Below are 15,122 nucleotides of genomic sequence, written 5' to 3' on the forward strand. Positions count from 1 at the left end.
AAAATAGATGTTAGATATCAATTGTTCACTTATACATTGATTAAATTAAATTTTTTACCACCTCATGGTACTTAGTTTTATACTTTGCTATATCAGATACTTTTTCAATCGGATAAGAGGTGCGATCTTCATCATTAAATTGAATACTCTTATTGTTTGTGTTGTTTAAAAATAAACGGCAAACCCATTTTCTAATGTTGTCATCTAGCAAAATGTTAAAGTAGCTTTTGTTGTCACGATAAAAGACTCTATCTTCATCGACGACTTCGGAAAGAATAAGTTTAGAAATTGCGTACCCCTGTATTTCTTCCTCAGTAGTTATAACTTCTGGCTCATCATTTTCCTGAGGCTTGTCAGTTTCTTCCTCATCATTGGTTGAAGTGGAATTAAGAGCAGCCTGTAATTTTTCATTTACAAGTTCATTGATAAACTGTTTAAACGATTTTTTAACCAGCGGGGTAAATTCCTCAATAACATTTCGTGTTCTTCTTCCAGGGTAAACATTTGCAAGAACGAAGGCGACAAAGTCTTCTGAAGGGTTTTCCCAGAATTCATAGAAAAGCGATTTAATTTTGCTTGTATACTTAAGTTCAGAAGCTGTATTAAAGATTTTTTCAAGATCAAAACTATCTTTCTTAAACTTCGCCAACTCTTGAAGATGAGAATCCTTCAAGTCTAGTAGATTAAATTCGAAAAATGGGGAAGAATCCATCTTGTTTTGTTCCTCTAAATCTGTGTAGAAACGATAAGTTATGCCGTTTGTTAAGATAGCGAATTTAGCAGGGGTTGTCCCAAAATATCGAAATAATTGTGAGTCGTGTCTTTCAAGCTTTTCATTAATAGCTTTTACTTCGATTAAAATTACTGGATCACCATCTGACATAATGGCATAGTCCACTTTTTCTCCTTTTTTGATACCGACATCTGCAGTGTACTCAGGAATAAACTCAGCAGGATTAAAAACATCATATCCTAAGATTTGAAAAAAGGGCATGACAATTGAGGTCTTAGTTGCCTCTTCAGTGACAATTGTATCCTTTACCTCTTCCAGCCGTTTTGATAAGGACTTCATTCTTTCCAAAAATTGCTCCATAATCATCCTCCTTAGCAAAAATGTAAAATATTGTCGACAAATATCGACATATAAAAAGCGCACCTGCTAAAGGTGCGCTTTTAACAATATATGTTTTAATTTGCTTAACATCACAATCATGATTTTCACCTAATTTCAGATGATGAATTATAGATAATTTTAATTATTAGGATTTTTTTTTAAAATCAGCATCATCCTGCTGATTTCGTTTCTTTGCCTCTTCAGCTATATACTTAAAGTAACTTTCCACCTTTTCTATGTCCTCAGGTCCCATGGCCTTCCACTGTTCTATATCGAAAAACCCTGAGCTTTCAATGCCATACTTTTTGAGCAGCTTATTGATTTCCCGAATTGGATCAAATTCATCTTCAGGTCCACTCTCTTTACTAACCCAGGGATTTGGGTCATCTGTGCGCCCTAATAAATAGTCGACTGAAACATTGAAATAGTCGGCAATTTTTTTTAATGTTGCATAATCTGGCTGCCGTTTATTGATTTCGTAATGAGCATAAGTACCTCGAGATATTCCTAGCTTAGATGCAAGTTCTGTTTGGGTTAATTTATACTCATTCCTCAATTTTCTTAGCTTATCACCGATCATTAATATCATCCTTCAGGACATTGTATATTCATTATACTGTAGCAAACAGCTACAAAAAATAAATGTAGCGCAAAAGTACAAAATAGTATTGACAGTAGCGTTATGCTACAGTATAATCCTAACTAACAGGTCGCAAATCGCAACAAAAAGGTGGTGAAACTATGCAACGAGAGTGGTTACAAGACAAAAGGAATAATATAGGTTACACACAAGAACAAGTTGCAAATCTAACTGGGATAAAAAGGGCTTATTATACTCAAATTGAACTGGGTCAAAGAAGACCTAGTGTGAGTGTCGCTAAAAGAATAGGTGAAGTCTTAGGTTTTAACTGGACTATTTTTTTTAATGAGGAATGTAGCGAAAAGCGACACAAAAACAAAAAGGAGGTGATCTAATCTGTCAACAGACATCTCAGAACTACTGGAGAGGTCTGAGATAGCATCGGAAATCCTGGCAGTTGCTTTTAACCTTCAAGATGACCCGAAATACACCAAAGACGATGCTGTTCAAGATTTAATGGAATTTCTGAAAAAACACGAATTTATTTAAAAAGAGGTGATATAAAAATGAATGAGCAAAAGCAAAGGATTCATGATGCGTTAGTCGATCTCATTGCGCAGTTAATTAAAGGATATTCAGAAAATGGAGCGAGCCCAGAAGAGATGGAGGCTCTTGCTGAGCTCATTAAAGTTGCGTTAGGAACAAAAAACGCTTTGTAGTTACTCCAATGGATCGTTAACTGCTTTGAAAATCTCTTTGTAAGCGATAGTGATTCTTTCAAGGTTTTTTCTTAATGCATCCTCAGCACCAGAGGCAGTAGCAGTAGACTTTGGAATATAACCACTATCTATTACTTTTAATAGGATGTCTTTTGTGACCTCATGTTGGTTTGACATACTCCACACCCCCTTTCCTGTATCTACCATTCGACAGGAAAGAGGAAAATCCTACTATAGGTGGTGAGCAGATGACAGAGATAGAGCAAGAACTTGTCCGTAAATTCGAGGAACTCATTCTTACTCTTCCTGCACATGAGTTAACTGAAATTCTAGGATGCAGCGACAGAATGTTTTATCGACTGAGAGGACAGATCTATCACGGGTATCACAAAAGAGTACCGGTTCAGTATAAAGGTGTCATCATTCTGCTATCGCGTTATTTACTCGATAATACTTCAAATGATAATACTGAGTAATTGGGTTGTATGGATCATCATCTTCTGCAAAGTAAATAGCAACATTTTTAAACGCGTGTTTTTCTTTAAGTTTGCTGATATCGAAAAAAGGTTTTTCTAAGGAATAGCTATCCTGGCACCAGTCGAACAAAACGTTAAACAAAATGATGTCATGTTCTAAAAGGTTGGATTGCTGTTTCTGATTTAGACATTCATTTTTCGTAATCTCATTGCATGCTTCTTTAGATTTTGAAAATGTATCAAGTAATATTTGTCTGTATTTCACTGGGTGATATAAAAACTTGGTTCCTTTTATAAGTAAAGGCATACCATTTGGGCACTTTTTTAAAGCTTCTTGATATGTATTTTCCCAACCACAAGGAATATCAATCAAATTCAATTCCCACAAATGTTTTTTCATGTGATTACCTCCTTTCTGTATCAACCATTCGACAGGAGAGAGGGGAATCCTGCCAAAGGTGGTGGTTCTGTGCTTGACCCAAATAACTGGGAGCCTGTCACAAATACCGGCTATCAGTACGAGTTTGAATGTGTCAATGATCCGGGACTCATTATCAAAATTGTTGCCAGAAGTGAAAAAGAAGCCTGGCGAAAACTTAAAAACCTAAAGTAAAGGGTGGTGACTCCATGACATCAGAAATTGCTAGGGTCGTCCGACAAACCCGGCCGCATAAAGATGTGGTAAGGAGGGGTTCGGACGTGAAACCCAAAGTGCTGAAAAAAGGAAACACGACGATCAAGATTTACTCGCACCTAGCTCACATGACGAAGGAAGAGCAAAAAAAATGGTTTGAGTCCGAGTGGGAAAAAGGCAATCCCACCTTAAAAAACATCGTGAATGCCGTTAAACGTTGTCTGGACGAAGAAGGGAAGTGAGTACATGCAAATCAAAACCATTGCCAGTGACCTGGTACCGGTTTATGAAAGTGAGACTGGCGAGAAATTGGTGAACGCCAGGGAATTGCACGTGAAATTGATGGTTGGTACCCGTTTTAACGATTGGATTACACGAATGATTGAGAATTACGGGTTTATCGAAGGTGATGACTTTTACTCATTTTTGAGTAAAACCCCTGGACGCCCATCTAAAGAATATTTGCTCATTATTGATACAGCAAAAGAAATCGCCATGGTCCAGAACAACGAACAGGGCCGTGCGGTACGCAAATACTTCATTGAAGTGGAAAAGAAAGCACGACAGACTTTCCAGCAGCCACAATCTGCAGCTGAACTGATTCTGAAACAGGCTGAATTGCTGGTCCAGTATGAAAAGCGGATCAACAAACTGGAATCTCAGACTGCAGCTGCTCATCACCGAATCGACAACATCGACAAAATTGATACTCTCGGTGATCCACGCCAGCGGCTGAATAAAATGATTCGCCTGTATGCTGCAAAAAATGGCCTGTCTTTTCCGCAGGCTTACCGAAATTTTAGACAAGCTTTCAATATGGCATATCGAACCAACTTAACTCTATTAATTGAGAATTACAAAATGAAGCATGAATTATCTGATCTCAGCATCCCGGAATATCTTGAAAAAGTGAACCGACTGGAAGATGGGATTCGTGTAGCAGACAAGCTTTTGAATCCTTCAACTTCTAGCGTATCAACAGAAATATGAAACAAAGGTACAAAAGGGAGTGGTTGAAGTGAAAAGGGGTACACGGGTTGCTAAAATCATGAGGCAATCCAGGAAAGCGGCCGGGAAAACGCAGCTACAAATTGCAAGGGAAGCCAATTTATCGCGGGAATCTGTGACAAAGCAAGAAAATGGTGAACGAAAAGTTCAGCCCCACATCGCCCAATACTACATGGAGAAGCATGGCGACCCGTTCGTCGCATTTGAAGCCTCAGCAGAGTACGTGAAATGGGGGCCGGTTAAACTCGATGGCGGTGTCGTGGATCTGCACAGGAGCTCGGTAAAAGCAAAAGCGATTGAAGAACTGGAAGAGGCTCTAGAAGCTCTTAAAAAAATCAATGTGGTCAATCATCCAGATTCGTTGTCCGGTTACGAACGGGAGAACATACGAACAGCCCTGCTGGAAGTAGCAGAAGCGATGACGGCATCAGCCAATACATTTTCGGTTTTATGCAGAGATTATAACTTCAGCTGGGCAGAAATATGGCAAGACCATTACACAAAGTTAAAAGCTAAGGGATACATATCCAGATAAGGAGGGAAACGAAATGAAAAAAGCTGCCGCAAATAAAACAGCGACAGCATAGGTGAATTAGGTTATTAAAAATATAGCATAACACTACTATCATAGGCAAGGTTTTCGTTTAACCTTGCCGTCATGCCCAGGAATCGTATTCCCCCTGTCCATGTTCTGTTTCAAATTCCTCCTTTTTCGTATAGATCCATTCCTGGGCGTGCCGGTGCGGTTAAGCACACGTTTAAAAGAAGGGAGGTATAAGCATGGAACATAGTGACCTGACGAAATCAATAGAAAATGCAGTGAAAAAGGAAGCCGTTAAGTTGTTTGAAAAAATGAAGTCGGAATCAACCACTTATGGTGAAGTAAATCAAAAGCTATACGAATTAACTTGGGGAAAAGGAGGCCCATATTTTGGCTTGATTGTTAAGGAAGCAAGAAAAATGCTTCATGAAGAAGTTAAGGGTCTGAAAATATCGGGATGAGCCAAAAGATGAATGGCTTCCAGGAATTAATCATTATTTTTTTCAATTATGAAATATGAAAGGGGGGATAAGATGGAGGGTTATCTGAAAAAGAAAAAAGAATTAAATGAACTTGCTCAAACAGAAGCTAAAAAAATTGGAAAAGAATTAATATCTAATAGCGCAGGTAAAACAACACAAGATTTAAGACAAATTACATTAAATTATATCAACCAAAATCGTGTTCCAGAGGAGATCGCTTTTGAATTAAAAAGTCTAATTGAAAAGTTTATTTCAAATATAAAAATACCTGTTCAGAAGAACTGAACAGGCGATAAGGTTATTTTGAACTGAGAACCTTTTTTGTAATTATAAGGATATGGTTGCAAATATACCATACCAATCGAGGGGAGGTTAGGGAATGAGTCAACAGTCGAAAGAAATCTACGGAATTGACGCGCTGGGGAATGAAGTGTTCAAAGGAGAGACCATTCTTATTCATGGCAAAGAGTTCTTTCTGAAAGACGCCTTGAAAGAAGAGGCACTGGAGCTTCTGGAGCGTTTAGGAGCGGTTGAAACGAAGGCATAAAAAAGAATGAGCTATCAGTCAGCTCATTCAAAAAGGGCTACTAAAACGATCAAACTTATTATGCCATATTTTAATCTAAGTGAAAAGTAGGCGATTGTTTTGATCACGCCTTATAAAGTATTATTGCCGGAGCGGGTTTTAGAGTTAAGGGATGAAGATTCCAACGCATTCATGGACGAAGTGAAGCGGTATGTAAGTGTACGTTATCCGCATTACGAACTGTTAAGCATCGAAGGGTCATTTGCTCTTTGCCAAAACATAAGGGGAGGTCATCTGTAAGTGAAAACAGGAAATGCAGTCGTGGATCAGATCGGAAAGCTGAATTTCACAGGAAACATCATACCGGTGAATTGGTTCAAACACATTACGTTTGACAGCGGAAAGCCACATGTGGCAGCCGTTATGATTTTATCAGAAATTTGCTACTGGTACCGGCCGACCGTGGTTCGGGATGAAGCAACTGGACAGATCGTGGAGGTCCGGAAAAAGTTTAAAGCGGACATGCTGCAGCGAGATTATACGAGTTTTGCTCAACAATATGGCTTTTCTAAACGCCAGGTTAAATTGGCCATGGACAAGCTGGAAGACATGCAGTTAATCAGAAGGGCATTCCGGACGATCGAAAAGAACGGTACCAAAATCAATAATGTGCTTTTTGTTGAACCAGTTCCGGAAAACATCGATAAAATTACCTTTTATGATGACCCCTATTACATTCAAATGCAAGAGGGTGGTACATCTGAATGTAATACCTCTTACATTCAAATGCAAGAGCCTCCTACAACAGAATGTAAGACAAATACAAAGACTACTACAGAGATTACTACAGAGACTACTTTAGATGTTGATGAAGAAAACGCGCGCGAAGTGAAACAATCTGGGAATTCAGATGAACCAGACGAAGTGGATGAGATTGCTAGAAAAATTGAAGAAGTGTATTTGACCCGTAAACAGAGTCTGCACCCGTCCCCAAAAGACCTGCAGCTGATCTGGGCAACCGCGCAGAACGTCGCAGAAGAAAACATCGACCTGCAGAAAGTCATTGACTGGATCCATGCGAGCTTTGATCAGTATAAGCCAAAGTACCGAGGTGACAAGATTCACTCGTTCGGCTATGTGGACACCTACATACGTCACCAGATCCATCTGCTGAAGGAACGGGAGAAACTCAAGAAAACAGGGGGTGGTAATCTTGACGATGCAAAGCATTCAGGAAGCGATGGCGGACTTCCTGAAAAAAAGGCCACACCTTCAGAAGAGACTCGAAGACTTGAAAGAATTGCAAGAGAGAAAGGACTCATCCCAAACGGAACGATACGAGATATTGACGTCGATTTCTGACAACTGTCCTTACAAAAAGTGCGATGGCAAGGGGTTAATCTGGTATCGGGACCATAAAACGAATGAGGAATTTATGCGAATCTGCAAATGCCGTGAAGACAAATCCCTTGATGCCAAATTGCAGTTCGCCAGGATTCCGCAGGAGTACCGGCAATCACGTATCAATAATTTTGAAATCAATCTTTACCGAACAGACGAGGGAAAGGAACGAGCGGCGATTGCCAAACGAGTAGCTGCCAATTTTGTAGCGAATTATCCAGCGATGAAAGAACAGGGCAAGGGCTTGTACTTTTACAGCTATCAGAAAGGGTCCGGCAAAACCCGATTATCCTGCAGCATTGCCAATGCCCTTGTTAAAAAGTATAAAGCGGATGTCCGATTTATTCGTTTTGTGGACTTGCTCAATGAATTGAAAAATTCATTCAGCGGTAATGGTGATGTCAACGCATCTGAACTCATTGAAGCGGTCAAAAACATCGAAGTGCTGGTCATTGATGATCTTGGCGTGGAAAAAGTCAGTGAATGGGTGGAAGAAGTCGTCACCAGCATCCTGGATCACCGGCTGAATCAAAACCTGGTCACGATTATCACATCCAACAGCACGATTGAAGAACTGGACAAAAGGTATCAACAGGGCCGAGTTCGTAGCCGGGTAGAAAAAATGACCTTCCCGGTGTGGATGCCGGAAGAGAGCATACGTAGTCTGATAGCCCAGCAGGAAAACGAAGAGATTCAGGATATTTTGTTTAGGTGAGGAGTGCTAACGGAATGTGCAATGGTAGGGGAGTTAGGATCATAGAAATCATGCCTGGAGTCGTTGAACTGGACAAATGTGAATGTGCTGAATGTCAGGAATACCGAAAAATCAGCCAGGTTAATTTAGAGGCATTTCTGGATCGTTTTGAAGATGCTTATCAGGAATATCAGAGAGCAAGGAGTGGAACATATGAATGCACAAGCTAATCAACTGCGAAGAGCGGTAGAAGAAAGAAAACGCATTTTGATCAATAGACTTCAAGCCTGGGATTACTTTCACACGCCAGATGGAAAGAACGTTGAAACGTTGACGTTAACTGAGCTGGAGCAAATCTATGAAAATGTGAAATTCAAAAAGGAATCTGAAGGCGGTGGGAAGGATGAAAGGCAAGTGTGTTGAGTCCGGCGCTGATGCCCCTGGGTATTTGAATTACCTATGTGAGGACTGCTGGCGGGAAACACTCAATGAGAAATTGGAGAGTGATGAGAATGAACGAGGTCAAATCCTATTATCTAAACAAAGCGGAACTGAATAAGAAGCGAATTGGCTGGAAATGCGATCTAAAATACAGATCCAGGAAGAGGAAGTGGAATTGGCCAAAAGCTAAAAGAAAAGGGTGATGGCATGGAAGTGCAGTACGACGGAAGCGGGCGCTTGAAATATCATCCTCAGCTGCACCCGAACAAAGGGAAACGATTATCGGAAAGCGAACTGGAATACCTTTGCAAATACTATGAATCAGACGGCATGAAATCTATGTCACTTGCCTTAGGTAGACCGGAAGCGAGCCTAGCGAATAAAGTAAAAGATTTAAAAAAGAAAGGATTATTTGAGTATTACAAAAACCTGAACAAGCATTGGTAAGGTGAGGGGGATGGAACAAACCACGATCTATGAATTTTATGGCCTGGAAAGCGATCCTGTGTATCAAAAAATCAATAACCTTCAACCAGGAGAGGAACTTTACATAGAGGAAGTCATCGTTCGAAAGAATACCAATTCTCTTTTTGAGATTGAAACAGAAGATCTCCACGAACCGGCAACTGGAGAAGAAGCTTGTTATTGGAAGCTGATGAGTATTTTAAACGCCATGGAAACTGAATTATGAATGAGGTGAGAAAACATTGCAATTCAGCTTGTTTCGAGAAATTATCGTGGATAATTTTGCTGGAGGTGGCGGTGCTAGTAAAGGCATTGAACAGGCTACAGGGTTGAATGTTGATATAGCCATTAATCATGATCCAGAAGCCATTGCTATGCATAAAGCAAACCATCCAGATACTGAGCATTATTGCGAATCTGTTTGGGATATAGACCCTCGAGAGGTGGTGCAAGGTCGAAAGGTTGCCTTGTGCTGGTTCAGTCCAGACTGTAAACATTTTAGCAAGGCCAAAGGTGGAAAGCCGGTAGATAAAAACATCAGAGGGCTTGCCTGGGTAGCTGTGAAATGGGCAGCAACTGTAAAGCCTAGAGTAATCATTTTAGAAAATGTTGAAGAATTTAAAACCTGGGGCCCATTAAAAGATGGACGGCCAGATCCGGAGAAAAAGGGCAAGACATTTAGAGCGTTTGTAAATGCATTGAAAAGACATGGATATAAAGTTGATTGGAAAGAGCTGCGTGCTTGTGATTATGGGGCTCCTACCATTCGAAAACGGTTGTTTTTAGTCGCTAGATGTGATGGCAAGCCAATTGTTTGGCCTAAACCCACTCACGGTGATCCGAAAAGCAAAGAGGTAAAACAGGGAAAATTAAAGCCATGGCGAACAGCTGCTGAAATTATCGATTGGTCAATCCCGTGCCCTTCTATATTTGAACGAAAAAGGCCATTAGCCGAAAACACCATGAAGAGGATTGCCAGGGGAATAAAAAAGTTTGTCATAAATAATCCAAAACCATTCATTGTCCGGATTGGACATACTGGATTCGGAGGAGATCGACTGCAATACAAATTAGACAAGCCTTTAACAACAATAACAACCAAAGCGGAACATTGTCTGATTACCCCTTTTCTATCAACCTACTATACAGAAACATCTAAAAAAGAGGTAAGAGGACAAACGCTAAAAGAACCTTTACACACCGTTAGTACAGCTAATCGATTTTCTCTTGTAACTGCTTCATTCATTTCTCAGCATTACAAATGCTCAACAGGGCATAAAGTTGATGAACCCCTAAGATCCATAACAACGGTGAATAAAGCGCAGCTGGTTTCGGCATTTTTGATGAAATATTACGGAACCGACGATGGACAGACCTTGAATGAGCCACTTCACACAGTAACTACCAAAGATCGGTTTGGGCTAGTAACTTTAAAAGGGAAACCCTATCAAATCGTTGATATAGGAATGCGAATGCTCCAGCCACATGAATTATTCGCAGCACAAGGGTTTCCTGATGACTATATTATTGACGAGGATTACAAAGGAAATAAACTACCGAAATCTGCACAGGTAGCAAAATGCGGAAATTCCGTACCTCCACCATTTGCTGAATCACTGGTAAGGGCAAACCTTCCAGAAATGTGTGTGCAAAAGAAAGAAGAACAAAAAGCTATGTAACAAAAAAATGCCAGGGCGACCCCGGCAACGAAAGGATTGTTTAATTTAATTATATCATAGGGGGTCTGCCTCATGCGAGCTAAAGAGATACCGGTGGACATGGATAAAAGACAAATTTTGATAAATTTAGAAGGAAATGAGCCGTTTTGTGTCGTATATTGTGATGGGAAAGCGAAATTAACGAAACTACCTGCTCATGGAGAGACAAAAGTGATCACTCATCAGGGGAAAGTGAAGAGGGTTAAGTTTGATGAGGGGGAGGAGTTTTGAAACCATTTCCAGTAGAAATACAAAAATGTGAGGGTTTTTGGCTTTGTGTGACTCCTGATGCTGTTGTTCAATCATTTGGAACTATAATAGCTGCAATAGGTGGAGTTTTAGGGGCCTATCTTTTATTACGAAAAGAATTTAGATATAAAGAAAAAGAAAAGGAATATATATTTAAATTAGAGTTTAGAAAAGCAAAAAGGTGGGTTGATTTGTCTTTAGAACATTTAGAGAGATTCCATCAATCTTGGGAAAATGGAACAGATATACGTCTATTAATTGATGGGGACGAAAAACTGCTACAGAAAACAAATGAAATGCTTAGAGATATGTCAAGCAGTATTATTCCGAGTAAAATTTTAGATGATTATGATGGTTTAGAGTATGAATTCTCAGGATTTACTTTCTACTTAAATATGTATAAGAATAATTTATTCTTAGACGGAATTGTTGATGAAGACAATATTAGAGAAAATCTAAGGAAATCTATAGATAGCGTTAATCAACATATTAGTAATATAACAAACAAAATAGATTTATAATAGTTCTACCAGCCCACTGGAGGACACTGATTGAGTAAGTTGCGACATGCAACTGCTTGATTGGTGTCCTTTTTTATTTAAAGGAGGCATTTAGATGCGTAAGAACGTTTATAAGATTAGATGGAAAACCAGTAAGTACCGCAAAGATAAGCGCACCGGTGTTTTAAACTCGATTCCTCGAAGTGATTATATAAAGAAGCTCTTCCAGGAAGAAGAGAAAAGGTTAAAAGTAAAGGAGTTGAAATAGATGCAAATGTCATTTAACCTTCCAGAAATCGATCGGGAAGAAACGAAAAAGGCTGTTGAAGCGGCTTTAGAGAAATATCAGATGTATTTGCTTATGGAACCAATAGAGAGGTTACCGAAAATCACCACAACCTATACGCTTGTTCCTCCTTCCAATACGAATGCTTTTCATTCAACGACGGAAGATACAGCTATAAGCAAAGTAGATTTTGAACAAGAAAAGGAAAGATACATGGAGCGAATCCGCAGGGCAGTGAACCGCCTTAACTATCATGAACGATCCATCATTATTAGAAGGTACCTGGATCAAGAAGAACGGTTCGATTATGAGGTTTACAATGATCTGGGCATGAGTGAGAGAAAGTATTATCGAGTAAAAGCTAGGGCGTTTTATAAATTGGCCTTCATTTTAAGAATAGAGGTTTACAAAAAGAAGGTGGAATCATGAATTTTGTACAGCCCATACGAGACCCTGACATGATTCAACAGATCAAGGATTACCTGATGGAACAAAACCCACGGAACTACATGCTGTTTGTGATTGGGATTAATACAGGGCTGAGAATTTCAGACATCCTGCACCTGAAGGTCAAAGATGTCACCGGGATGCACATTACACTCAGGGAGCAAAAGACGAAAAAACGGAAGAAGATACGGATTACACCACAGTTGCGCCGGGAGTTGAAATGGTACATTGAGGGCAAAGATCCAGAGGAATTTCTCATTAAGAGCAGAGAAGGACGTAATAAGCCTATTGGCCGGAGTATGGCATACAAAATATTGAGGGATGCTGCCAATCAGTTTGGTCTCCAGGAGATCGGCACACATACCCTCAGGAAGACCTTCGGCTATCATTTTTATTTACAGACGAAGAACATTGCCATGCTCCAGGAGCTCTTCAACCATAGTTCAGAGAAGATTACGCTTATTTACATCGGTATCAACCAGGACACGCTGGACAAAGCTATGTCGAAGTTTAAAATATAGAGGACTTCTTACCATTTTGTAGAAATATGAAATATACATATAGGAAGGAGTAAATAAAATGCCAATTGTTGATATTCAAGATTCGATTGCAAACATCATTTATTCGTTATTTGATATAGTACCTCAGTACGTGATAATATTGCTTGCAATAGTAGCTGGAGCATATCTGTTTAAAAAATTTTTTTGAGCCAATGAATTCACTATAATATTTTAAATGTCCAATTCATTTTATGAAGTGTCCTGAATTTAGGAATATCAAGGCTTTCACCCTTTTTATGAATTACACAAAATATAAGATATGGGTAATTGACACAAAGAAAATTGTTAAAGGGAAAGTGACTGACAGATTCGTGACAGATTTTTGGCAGAAAAGATGCAGAGCATGCTCTTATAGTGGTGATATGATGGTAGTAACGAAATATTCCTTTCTCGGGGTTATTTCGTAGCGTTAATTCCCCTTGTAGGAAACTGTTATTGGATGGGTACTCGATCAGTGCCCGTCTTTTTTATTTGTAATTTTAAAATATGTCGATAATTGGCGAATGAAAAATGAAGGAACTCAGCTTCTTTTGTCAAAATTTGAAAATATATCTTTTAAAAGGAGTTGAGTTTCTATGGAGAGAACCATTTATTTTTACAATTGTTTTATAACTCATAATAATCAGATTACAGACATACATATAAGTGAATTAATGGACGAAATTCGTTTATTAAGACCTAACCAACGATTAAAGGTTAATAACAGAAATACAATATGTTTAATGAATATGGTTGATCCAACAACTAATAACTATGATCATAACGATCGCAAAGTAGTTTTTGGAAAATTTAGAGATCAAAAACCTTACTTAGGGAACATGGGGACTGATAATATAATTGAAATAAACGATGATGTACTAGAATTAACATCTATATTCTACCGAAGAAATAGTAGGTTAATATTGGCGGAATATAATCATTATGGTGCAAGACCAGAAGCATTGCAAAAATATCTTTCGAGTTTTTTGCCAAAGAATGAAGATGATTTTTGGACGGTTGAACTTGAACCAGTTGAGCCTGAATTAGGGTTTCATGATATTGAGATATCTAATGACATAAGAAAAGTTTCTTTTAAGGTGGATCTAACTGCAAGAAACCGAACAATATATGCCAATCCAAATAACCAAAGTGTTTTAGGTGATATTTTGGAACGAGGTATAGAAACACACAATAATTTTGGGGCAAATGTTGCAGAGTTTAGTTTTGGTAACGGTAGAAAAAGAAACAGGGTAATTGATTCTCAGTCCCTAGTCGATTTATTAAGGGGATTAGACTTTGATGGAGATGTTTTTGAGTCTGTACGAGTAAGATATAAAAGTCCAACCACAAATAGAGTCGAGAATATCGATGTTAAAAATCAGGGAGTATTAAAAGCAGTTATAGATTTAGAAAATGATGGATGGGGGTATATTTGTGATCAATTAGAAGAGCAATTTTACAGAAATGGACGATTGGGGGAAAATGATTATTTAGATTACGAATATATCCCAGCAAATCTACCAGAAATTATATATAATGAAGAATAAAGGTAAAGTTAAAAGGTAGGTGGATTTATGACTAAACTCACAAGATTAATTAAAAAAGATAAAATATTTTATCTTTTTGAAAATTGGACAATAGCCATATCTCTTTCTTTATTGTTTATTTTCTTTCTATCAAATCACATTTTATACAAATTTGATATATGGATTTATCATATGGGGACAGAATATTTTATCCAAAGCACATTACGTAATTCTTTATTTGATATGAAAAATGCCTTATTAACTGTTGCTGCAATTTTTATTGGGATTTATGTAACAGTTTTTACATTGCTCGGGAGTATTAAGGTGGATTCAATCTTTGCTTTTCTAAACGAAAAAAACTTTAAAAAGTTAGTTAATTTTATTCGCAATGCATTTATTGCAGCCTTTTTATACATTATTTTAATAATTTTTTTAGAAGTATACTACATCGATTATAATGATATTCCTGTAATATTCTTAATAATAAATTTAATAATCGTTTTATACATGTTTGCAACAGCTTTACGTTTTGGAATTATTCTGTATTTTGCTTTTAAAAAGGATTTAAATAATTTACCTGAAAATATAAAAAAGCACAGGGAAGAGCATAAAAGGATTAGAATTTTGTTCTCTCGAGTAGAGAATTTTATTGATGATTATGAAAAAGAAAAAAGTAAGGATAAAGCAGAAAGAATGGGGAAAATAATTAATGAAGAAAAAGAAACAGATAACAATTAATTATATTGGTGTAAGTTATTAAAAAAGTTTGGATTGGA

28 protein-coding genes are annotated in these 15,122 nt (G+C 38.2%); 24 read left to right on the top strand and 4 right to left on the bottom strand.

Annotated features, from left to right (window positions below):
• Window positions 1-40 precede the first annotated feature (40 nt).
• Together EDD68_RS07030 and EDD68_RS07035 are read right to left on the bottom strand one after the other, a co-directional pair.
• Window positions 41-1,099, bottom strand: coding sequence for a type I restriction endonuclease (locus tag EDD68_RS07030; protein WP_424399157.1), 1,059 nt, complete (start codon window positions 1,097-1,099; stop codon window positions 41-43).
• Window positions 1,100-1,259: 160 nt separating this feature from the next.
• Window positions 1,260-1,694 (bottom strand): helix-turn-helix domain-containing protein, encoded by a 435-nt coding sequence (locus tag EDD68_RS07035; RefSeq protein WP_132371533.1) that lies wholly within the window; start codon window positions 1,692-1,694, stop codon window positions 1,260-1,262.
• A 161-nt stretch (window positions 1,695-1,855) separates the two neighbouring features.
• Between EDD68_RS07035 and EDD68_RS07040 the strand changes: the two genes are divergently transcribed.
• Window positions 1,856-2,089, top strand: coding sequence for a helix-turn-helix domain-containing protein (locus tag EDD68_RS07040; RefSeq protein ID WP_132371534.1), 234 nt, complete (start codon window positions 1,856-1,858; stop codon window positions 2,087-2,089).
• 171 nt (window positions 2,090-2,260) lie between these two features.
• Window positions 2,261-2,413, top strand: coding sequence for a hypothetical protein (locus EDD68_RS15185; protein WP_165902090.1), 153 nt, complete (start codon window positions 2,261-2,263; stop codon window positions 2,411-2,413).
• Here EDD68_RS15185 and EDD68_RS15190 read toward each other — a convergent pair whose 3' ends face one another.
• Together EDD68_RS15190 and EDD68_RS07045 are read right to left on the bottom strand one after the other, a co-directional pair.
• Window positions 2,414-2,590: a hypothetical protein gene (locus EDD68_RS15190; RefSeq protein ID WP_165902091.1), complete on the bottom strand. Its 177-nt coding sequence runs from the start codon at window positions 2,588-2,590 to the stop codon at window positions 2,414-2,416.
• Window positions 2,591-2,833: 243 nt separating this feature from the next.
• Window positions 2,834-3,289 carry a hypothetical protein gene (locus tag EDD68_RS07045; RefSeq protein ID WP_132371535.1) on the bottom strand — a complete coding sequence of 152 codons (456 nt, stop codon included), beginning with the start codon at window positions 3,287-3,289 and terminating at the stop codon, window positions 2,834-2,836.
• Between the two features lie 69 nt (window positions 3,290-3,358).
• On the opposite strand from EDD68_RS07045, the gene EDD68_RS15195 reads away from it, so the two are divergent.
• From EDD68_RS15195 to EDD68_RS07130, 22 genes are all read left to right on the top strand, one after another.
• A complete protein-coding gene (locus EDD68_RS15195; RefSeq protein WP_165902092.1) occupies window positions 3,359-3,502 on the top strand; it encodes a hypothetical protein in 144 nt (47 codons plus the stop codon).
• An 86-nt stretch (window positions 3,503-3,588) separates the two neighbouring features.
• Entirely contained in the window at window positions 3,589-3,765 is a 177-nt protein-coding gene (locus tag EDD68_RS15200) for a hypothetical protein (RefSeq protein ID WP_165902086.1), read from the top strand.
• A gap of 4 nt (window positions 3,766-3,769) precedes the next feature.
• On the top strand, window positions 3,770-4,513 hold the full coding sequence (locus tag EDD68_RS07050) for an antA/AntB antirepressor family protein (RefSeq protein WP_132371583.1): 744 nt from the start codon (window positions 3,770-3,772) through the stop codon (window positions 4,511-4,513).
• Window positions 4,514-4,541: 28 nt separating this feature from the next.
• Window positions 4,542-5,066, top strand: coding sequence for a helix-turn-helix domain-containing protein (locus tag EDD68_RS07055; protein WP_132371536.1), 525 nt, complete (start codon window positions 4,542-4,544; stop codon window positions 5,064-5,066).
• Window positions 5,067-5,311: 245 nt separating this feature from the next.
• Window positions 5,312-5,533 carry a hypothetical protein gene (locus EDD68_RS07060; RefSeq protein ID WP_132371537.1) on the top strand — a complete coding sequence of 74 codons (222 nt, stop codon included), beginning with the start codon at window positions 5,312-5,314 and terminating at the stop codon, window positions 5,531-5,533.
• 72 nt (window positions 5,534-5,605) lie between these two features.
• A complete protein-coding gene (locus EDD68_RS07065; RefSeq protein WP_132371538.1) occupies window positions 5,606-5,839 on the top strand; it encodes a hypothetical protein in 234 nt (77 codons plus the stop codon).
• 94 nt (window positions 5,840-5,933) lie between these two features.
• Complete coding sequence (locus EDD68_RS07070; RefSeq protein WP_132371539.1) at window positions 5,934-6,101, top strand: YqaI family protein; 168 nt, start codon at window positions 5,934-5,936, stop codon at window positions 6,099-6,101.
• A gap of 99 nt (window positions 6,102-6,200) precedes the next feature.
• A complete protein-coding gene (locus EDD68_RS07075; RefSeq protein ID WP_132371540.1) occupies window positions 6,201-6,380 on the top strand; it encodes a hypothetical protein in 180 nt (59 codons plus the stop codon).
• A complete protein-coding gene (locus EDD68_RS15205) occupies window positions 6,381-7,442 on the top strand; it encodes an SH2 domain-containing protein (protein ID WP_165902093.1) in 1,062 nt (353 codons plus the stop codon).
• Window positions 7,426-8,196 carry an ATP-binding protein gene (locus EDD68_RS07080; RefSeq protein ID WP_165902094.1) on the top strand — a complete coding sequence of 257 codons (771 nt, stop codon included), beginning with the start codon at window positions 7,426-7,428 and terminating at the stop codon, window positions 8,194-8,196. The genes EDD68_RS15205 and EDD68_RS07080 overlap by 17 nt, the downstream gene beginning before the upstream one ends.
• Window positions 8,197-8,210: 14 nt before the next feature.
• Window positions 8,211-8,405 carry a hypothetical protein gene (locus tag EDD68_RS15210; RefSeq protein ID WP_165902095.1) on the top strand — a complete coding sequence of 65 codons (195 nt, stop codon included), beginning with the start codon at window positions 8,211-8,213 and terminating at the stop codon, window positions 8,403-8,405.
• Entirely contained in the window at window positions 8,389-8,598 is a 210-nt protein-coding gene (gene fbpA, locus EDD68_RS07085) for a Fur-regulated basic protein FbpA (RefSeq protein ID WP_165902096.1), read from the top strand. The genes EDD68_RS15210 and fbpA overlap by 17 nt, the downstream gene beginning before the upstream one ends.
• Window positions 8,599-8,823: 225 nt before the next feature.
• A complete protein-coding gene (locus EDD68_RS07090) occupies window positions 8,824-9,063 on the top strand; it encodes a DNA-entry nuclease (RefSeq protein WP_132371543.1) in 240 nt (79 codons plus the stop codon).
• Between the two features lie 10 nt (window positions 9,064-9,073).
• On the top strand, window positions 9,074-9,307 hold the full coding sequence (locus EDD68_RS07095) for a hypothetical protein (protein ID WP_132371544.1): 234 nt from the start codon (window positions 9,074-9,076) through the stop codon (window positions 9,305-9,307).
• A gap of 16 nt (window positions 9,308-9,323) precedes the next feature.
• Window positions 9,324-10,760: a DNA cytosine methyltransferase gene (locus tag EDD68_RS07100; RefSeq protein ID WP_132371545.1), complete on the top strand. Its 1,437-nt coding sequence runs from the start codon at window positions 9,324-9,326 to the stop codon at window positions 10,758-10,760.
• A 72-nt stretch (window positions 10,761-10,832) separates the two neighbouring features.
• Window positions 10,833-11,030 carry an XtrA/YqaO family protein gene (locus EDD68_RS07105; protein WP_132371546.1) on the top strand — a complete coding sequence of 66 codons (198 nt, stop codon included), beginning with the start codon at window positions 10,833-10,835 and terminating at the stop codon, window positions 11,028-11,030.
• A complete protein-coding gene (locus EDD68_RS07110) occupies window positions 11,027-11,569 on the top strand; it encodes a hypothetical protein (protein ID WP_132371547.1) in 543 nt (180 codons plus the stop codon). The genes EDD68_RS07105 and EDD68_RS07110 overlap by 4 nt, the downstream gene beginning before the upstream one ends.
• A gap of 94 nt (window positions 11,570-11,663) precedes the next feature.
• A complete protein-coding gene (locus EDD68_RS15215) occupies window positions 11,664-11,816 on the top strand; it encodes a hypothetical protein (protein WP_165902097.1) in 153 nt (50 codons plus the stop codon).
• A gap of 6 nt (window positions 11,817-11,822) precedes the next feature.
• The gene (locus EDD68_RS07115; protein WP_132371584.1) at window positions 11,823-12,263 is read left to right on the top strand and encodes an ArpU family phage packaging/lysis transcriptional regulator; all 441 of its coding nucleotides are present in this window, start codon (window positions 11,823-11,825) and stop codon (window positions 12,261-12,263) included.
• Window positions 12,260-12,802, top strand: a complete 543-nt coding sequence (locus EDD68_RS07120) for a site-specific integrase (protein WP_132371548.1) — start codon at window positions 12,260-12,262, stop codon at window positions 12,800-12,802. Before EDD68_RS07115 ends, EDD68_RS07120 begins: the two co-directional genes overlap by 4 nt.
• 614 nt (window positions 12,803-13,416) lie before the next feature.
• Window positions 13,417-14,367 carry a DUF6731 family protein gene (locus EDD68_RS07125; RefSeq protein WP_132371549.1) on the top strand — a complete coding sequence of 317 codons (951 nt, stop codon included), beginning with the start codon at window positions 13,417-13,419 and terminating at the stop codon, window positions 14,365-14,367.
• A 27-nt stretch (window positions 14,368-14,394) separates the two neighbouring features.
• Complete coding sequence (locus EDD68_RS07130) at window positions 14,395-15,084, top strand: DUF2975 domain-containing protein (protein WP_132371550.1); 690 nt, start codon at window positions 14,395-14,397, stop codon at window positions 15,082-15,084.
• Window positions 15,085-15,122 lie beyond the last annotated feature (38 nt).

This window comes from Melghiribacillus thermohalophilus (assembly GCF_004342905.1).
In the GTDB taxonomy this organism is placed as follows: domain Bacteria; phylum Bacillota; class Bacilli; order Bacillales; family Alkalibacillaceae; genus Melghiribacillus; species Melghiribacillus thermohalophilus.

Coding starts and splice junctions, on each gene's coding strand:
- EDD68_RS07105 (WP_132371546.1), top strand. CDS start 10,833: ATGCGAGCTAAAGAGATACCGGTGGACATGGATAAAAGACAAATTTTG.
- EDD68_RS07120 (WP_132371548.1), top strand. CDS start 12,260: ATGAATTTTGTACAGCCCATACGAGACCCTGACATGATTCAACAGATC.
- EDD68_RS07095 (WP_132371544.1), top strand. CDS start 9,074: ATGGAACAAACCACGATCTATGAATTTTATGGCCTGGAAAGCGATCCT.
- EDD68_RS07060 (WP_132371537.1), top strand. CDS start 5,312: ATGGAACATAGTGACCTGACGAAATCAATAGAAAATGCAGTGAAAAAG.
- EDD68_RS07030 (WP_424399157.1), bottom strand. CDS start 1,099: ATGATTATGGAGCAATTTTTGGAAAGAATGAAGTCCTTATCAAAACGG.
- EDD68_RS07070 (WP_132371539.1), top strand. CDS start 5,934: ATGAGTCAACAGTCGAAAGAAATCTACGGAATTGACGCGCTGGGGAAT.
- fbpA (WP_165902096.1), top strand. CDS start 8,389: ATGAATGCACAAGCTAATCAACTGCGAAGAGCGGTAGAAGAAAGAAAA.
- EDD68_RS07130 (WP_132371550.1), top strand. CDS start 14,395: ATGACTAAACTCACAAGATTAATTAAAAAAGATAAAATATTTTATCTT.
- EDD68_RS07125 (WP_132371549.1), top strand. CDS start 13,417: ATGGAGAGAACCATTTATTTTTACAATTGTTTTATAACTCATAATAAT.
- EDD68_RS07045 (WP_132371535.1), bottom strand. CDS start 3,289: ATGAAAAAACATTTGTGGGAATTGAATTTGATTGATATTCCTTGTGGT.
- EDD68_RS07090 (WP_132371543.1), top strand. CDS start 8,824: ATGGAAGTGCAGTACGACGGAAGCGGGCGCTTGAAATATCATCCTCAG.
- EDD68_RS15215 (WP_165902097.1), top strand. CDS start 11,664: ATGCGTAAGAACGTTTATAAGATTAGATGGAAAACCAGTAAGTACCGC.
- EDD68_RS15190 (WP_165902091.1), bottom strand. CDS start 2,590: ATGTCAAACCAACATGAGGTCACAAAAGACATCCTATTAAAAGTAATA.
- EDD68_RS15185 (WP_165902090.1), top strand. CDS start 2,261: ATGAATGAGCAAAAGCAAAGGATTCATGATGCGTTAGTCGATCTCATT.
- EDD68_RS07065 (WP_132371538.1), top strand. CDS start 5,606: ATGGAGGGTTATCTGAAAAAGAAAAAAGAATTAAATGAACTTGCTCAA.
- EDD68_RS07050 (WP_132371583.1), top strand. CDS start 3,770: ATGCAAATCAAAACCATTGCCAGTGACCTGGTACCGGTTTATGAAAGT.
- EDD68_RS07040 (WP_132371534.1), top strand. CDS start 1,856: ATGCAACGAGAGTGGTTACAAGACAAAAGGAATAATATAGGTTACACA.
- EDD68_RS15210 (WP_165902095.1), top strand. CDS start 8,211: ATGTGCAATGGTAGGGGAGTTAGGATCATAGAAATCATGCCTGGAGTC.
- EDD68_RS07115 (WP_132371584.1), top strand. CDS start 11,823: ATGTCATTTAACCTTCCAGAAATCGATCGGGAAGAAACGAAAAAGGCT.
- EDD68_RS07035 (WP_132371533.1), bottom strand. CDS start 1,694: ATGATCGGTGATAAGCTAAGAAAATTGAGGAATGAGTATAAATTAACC.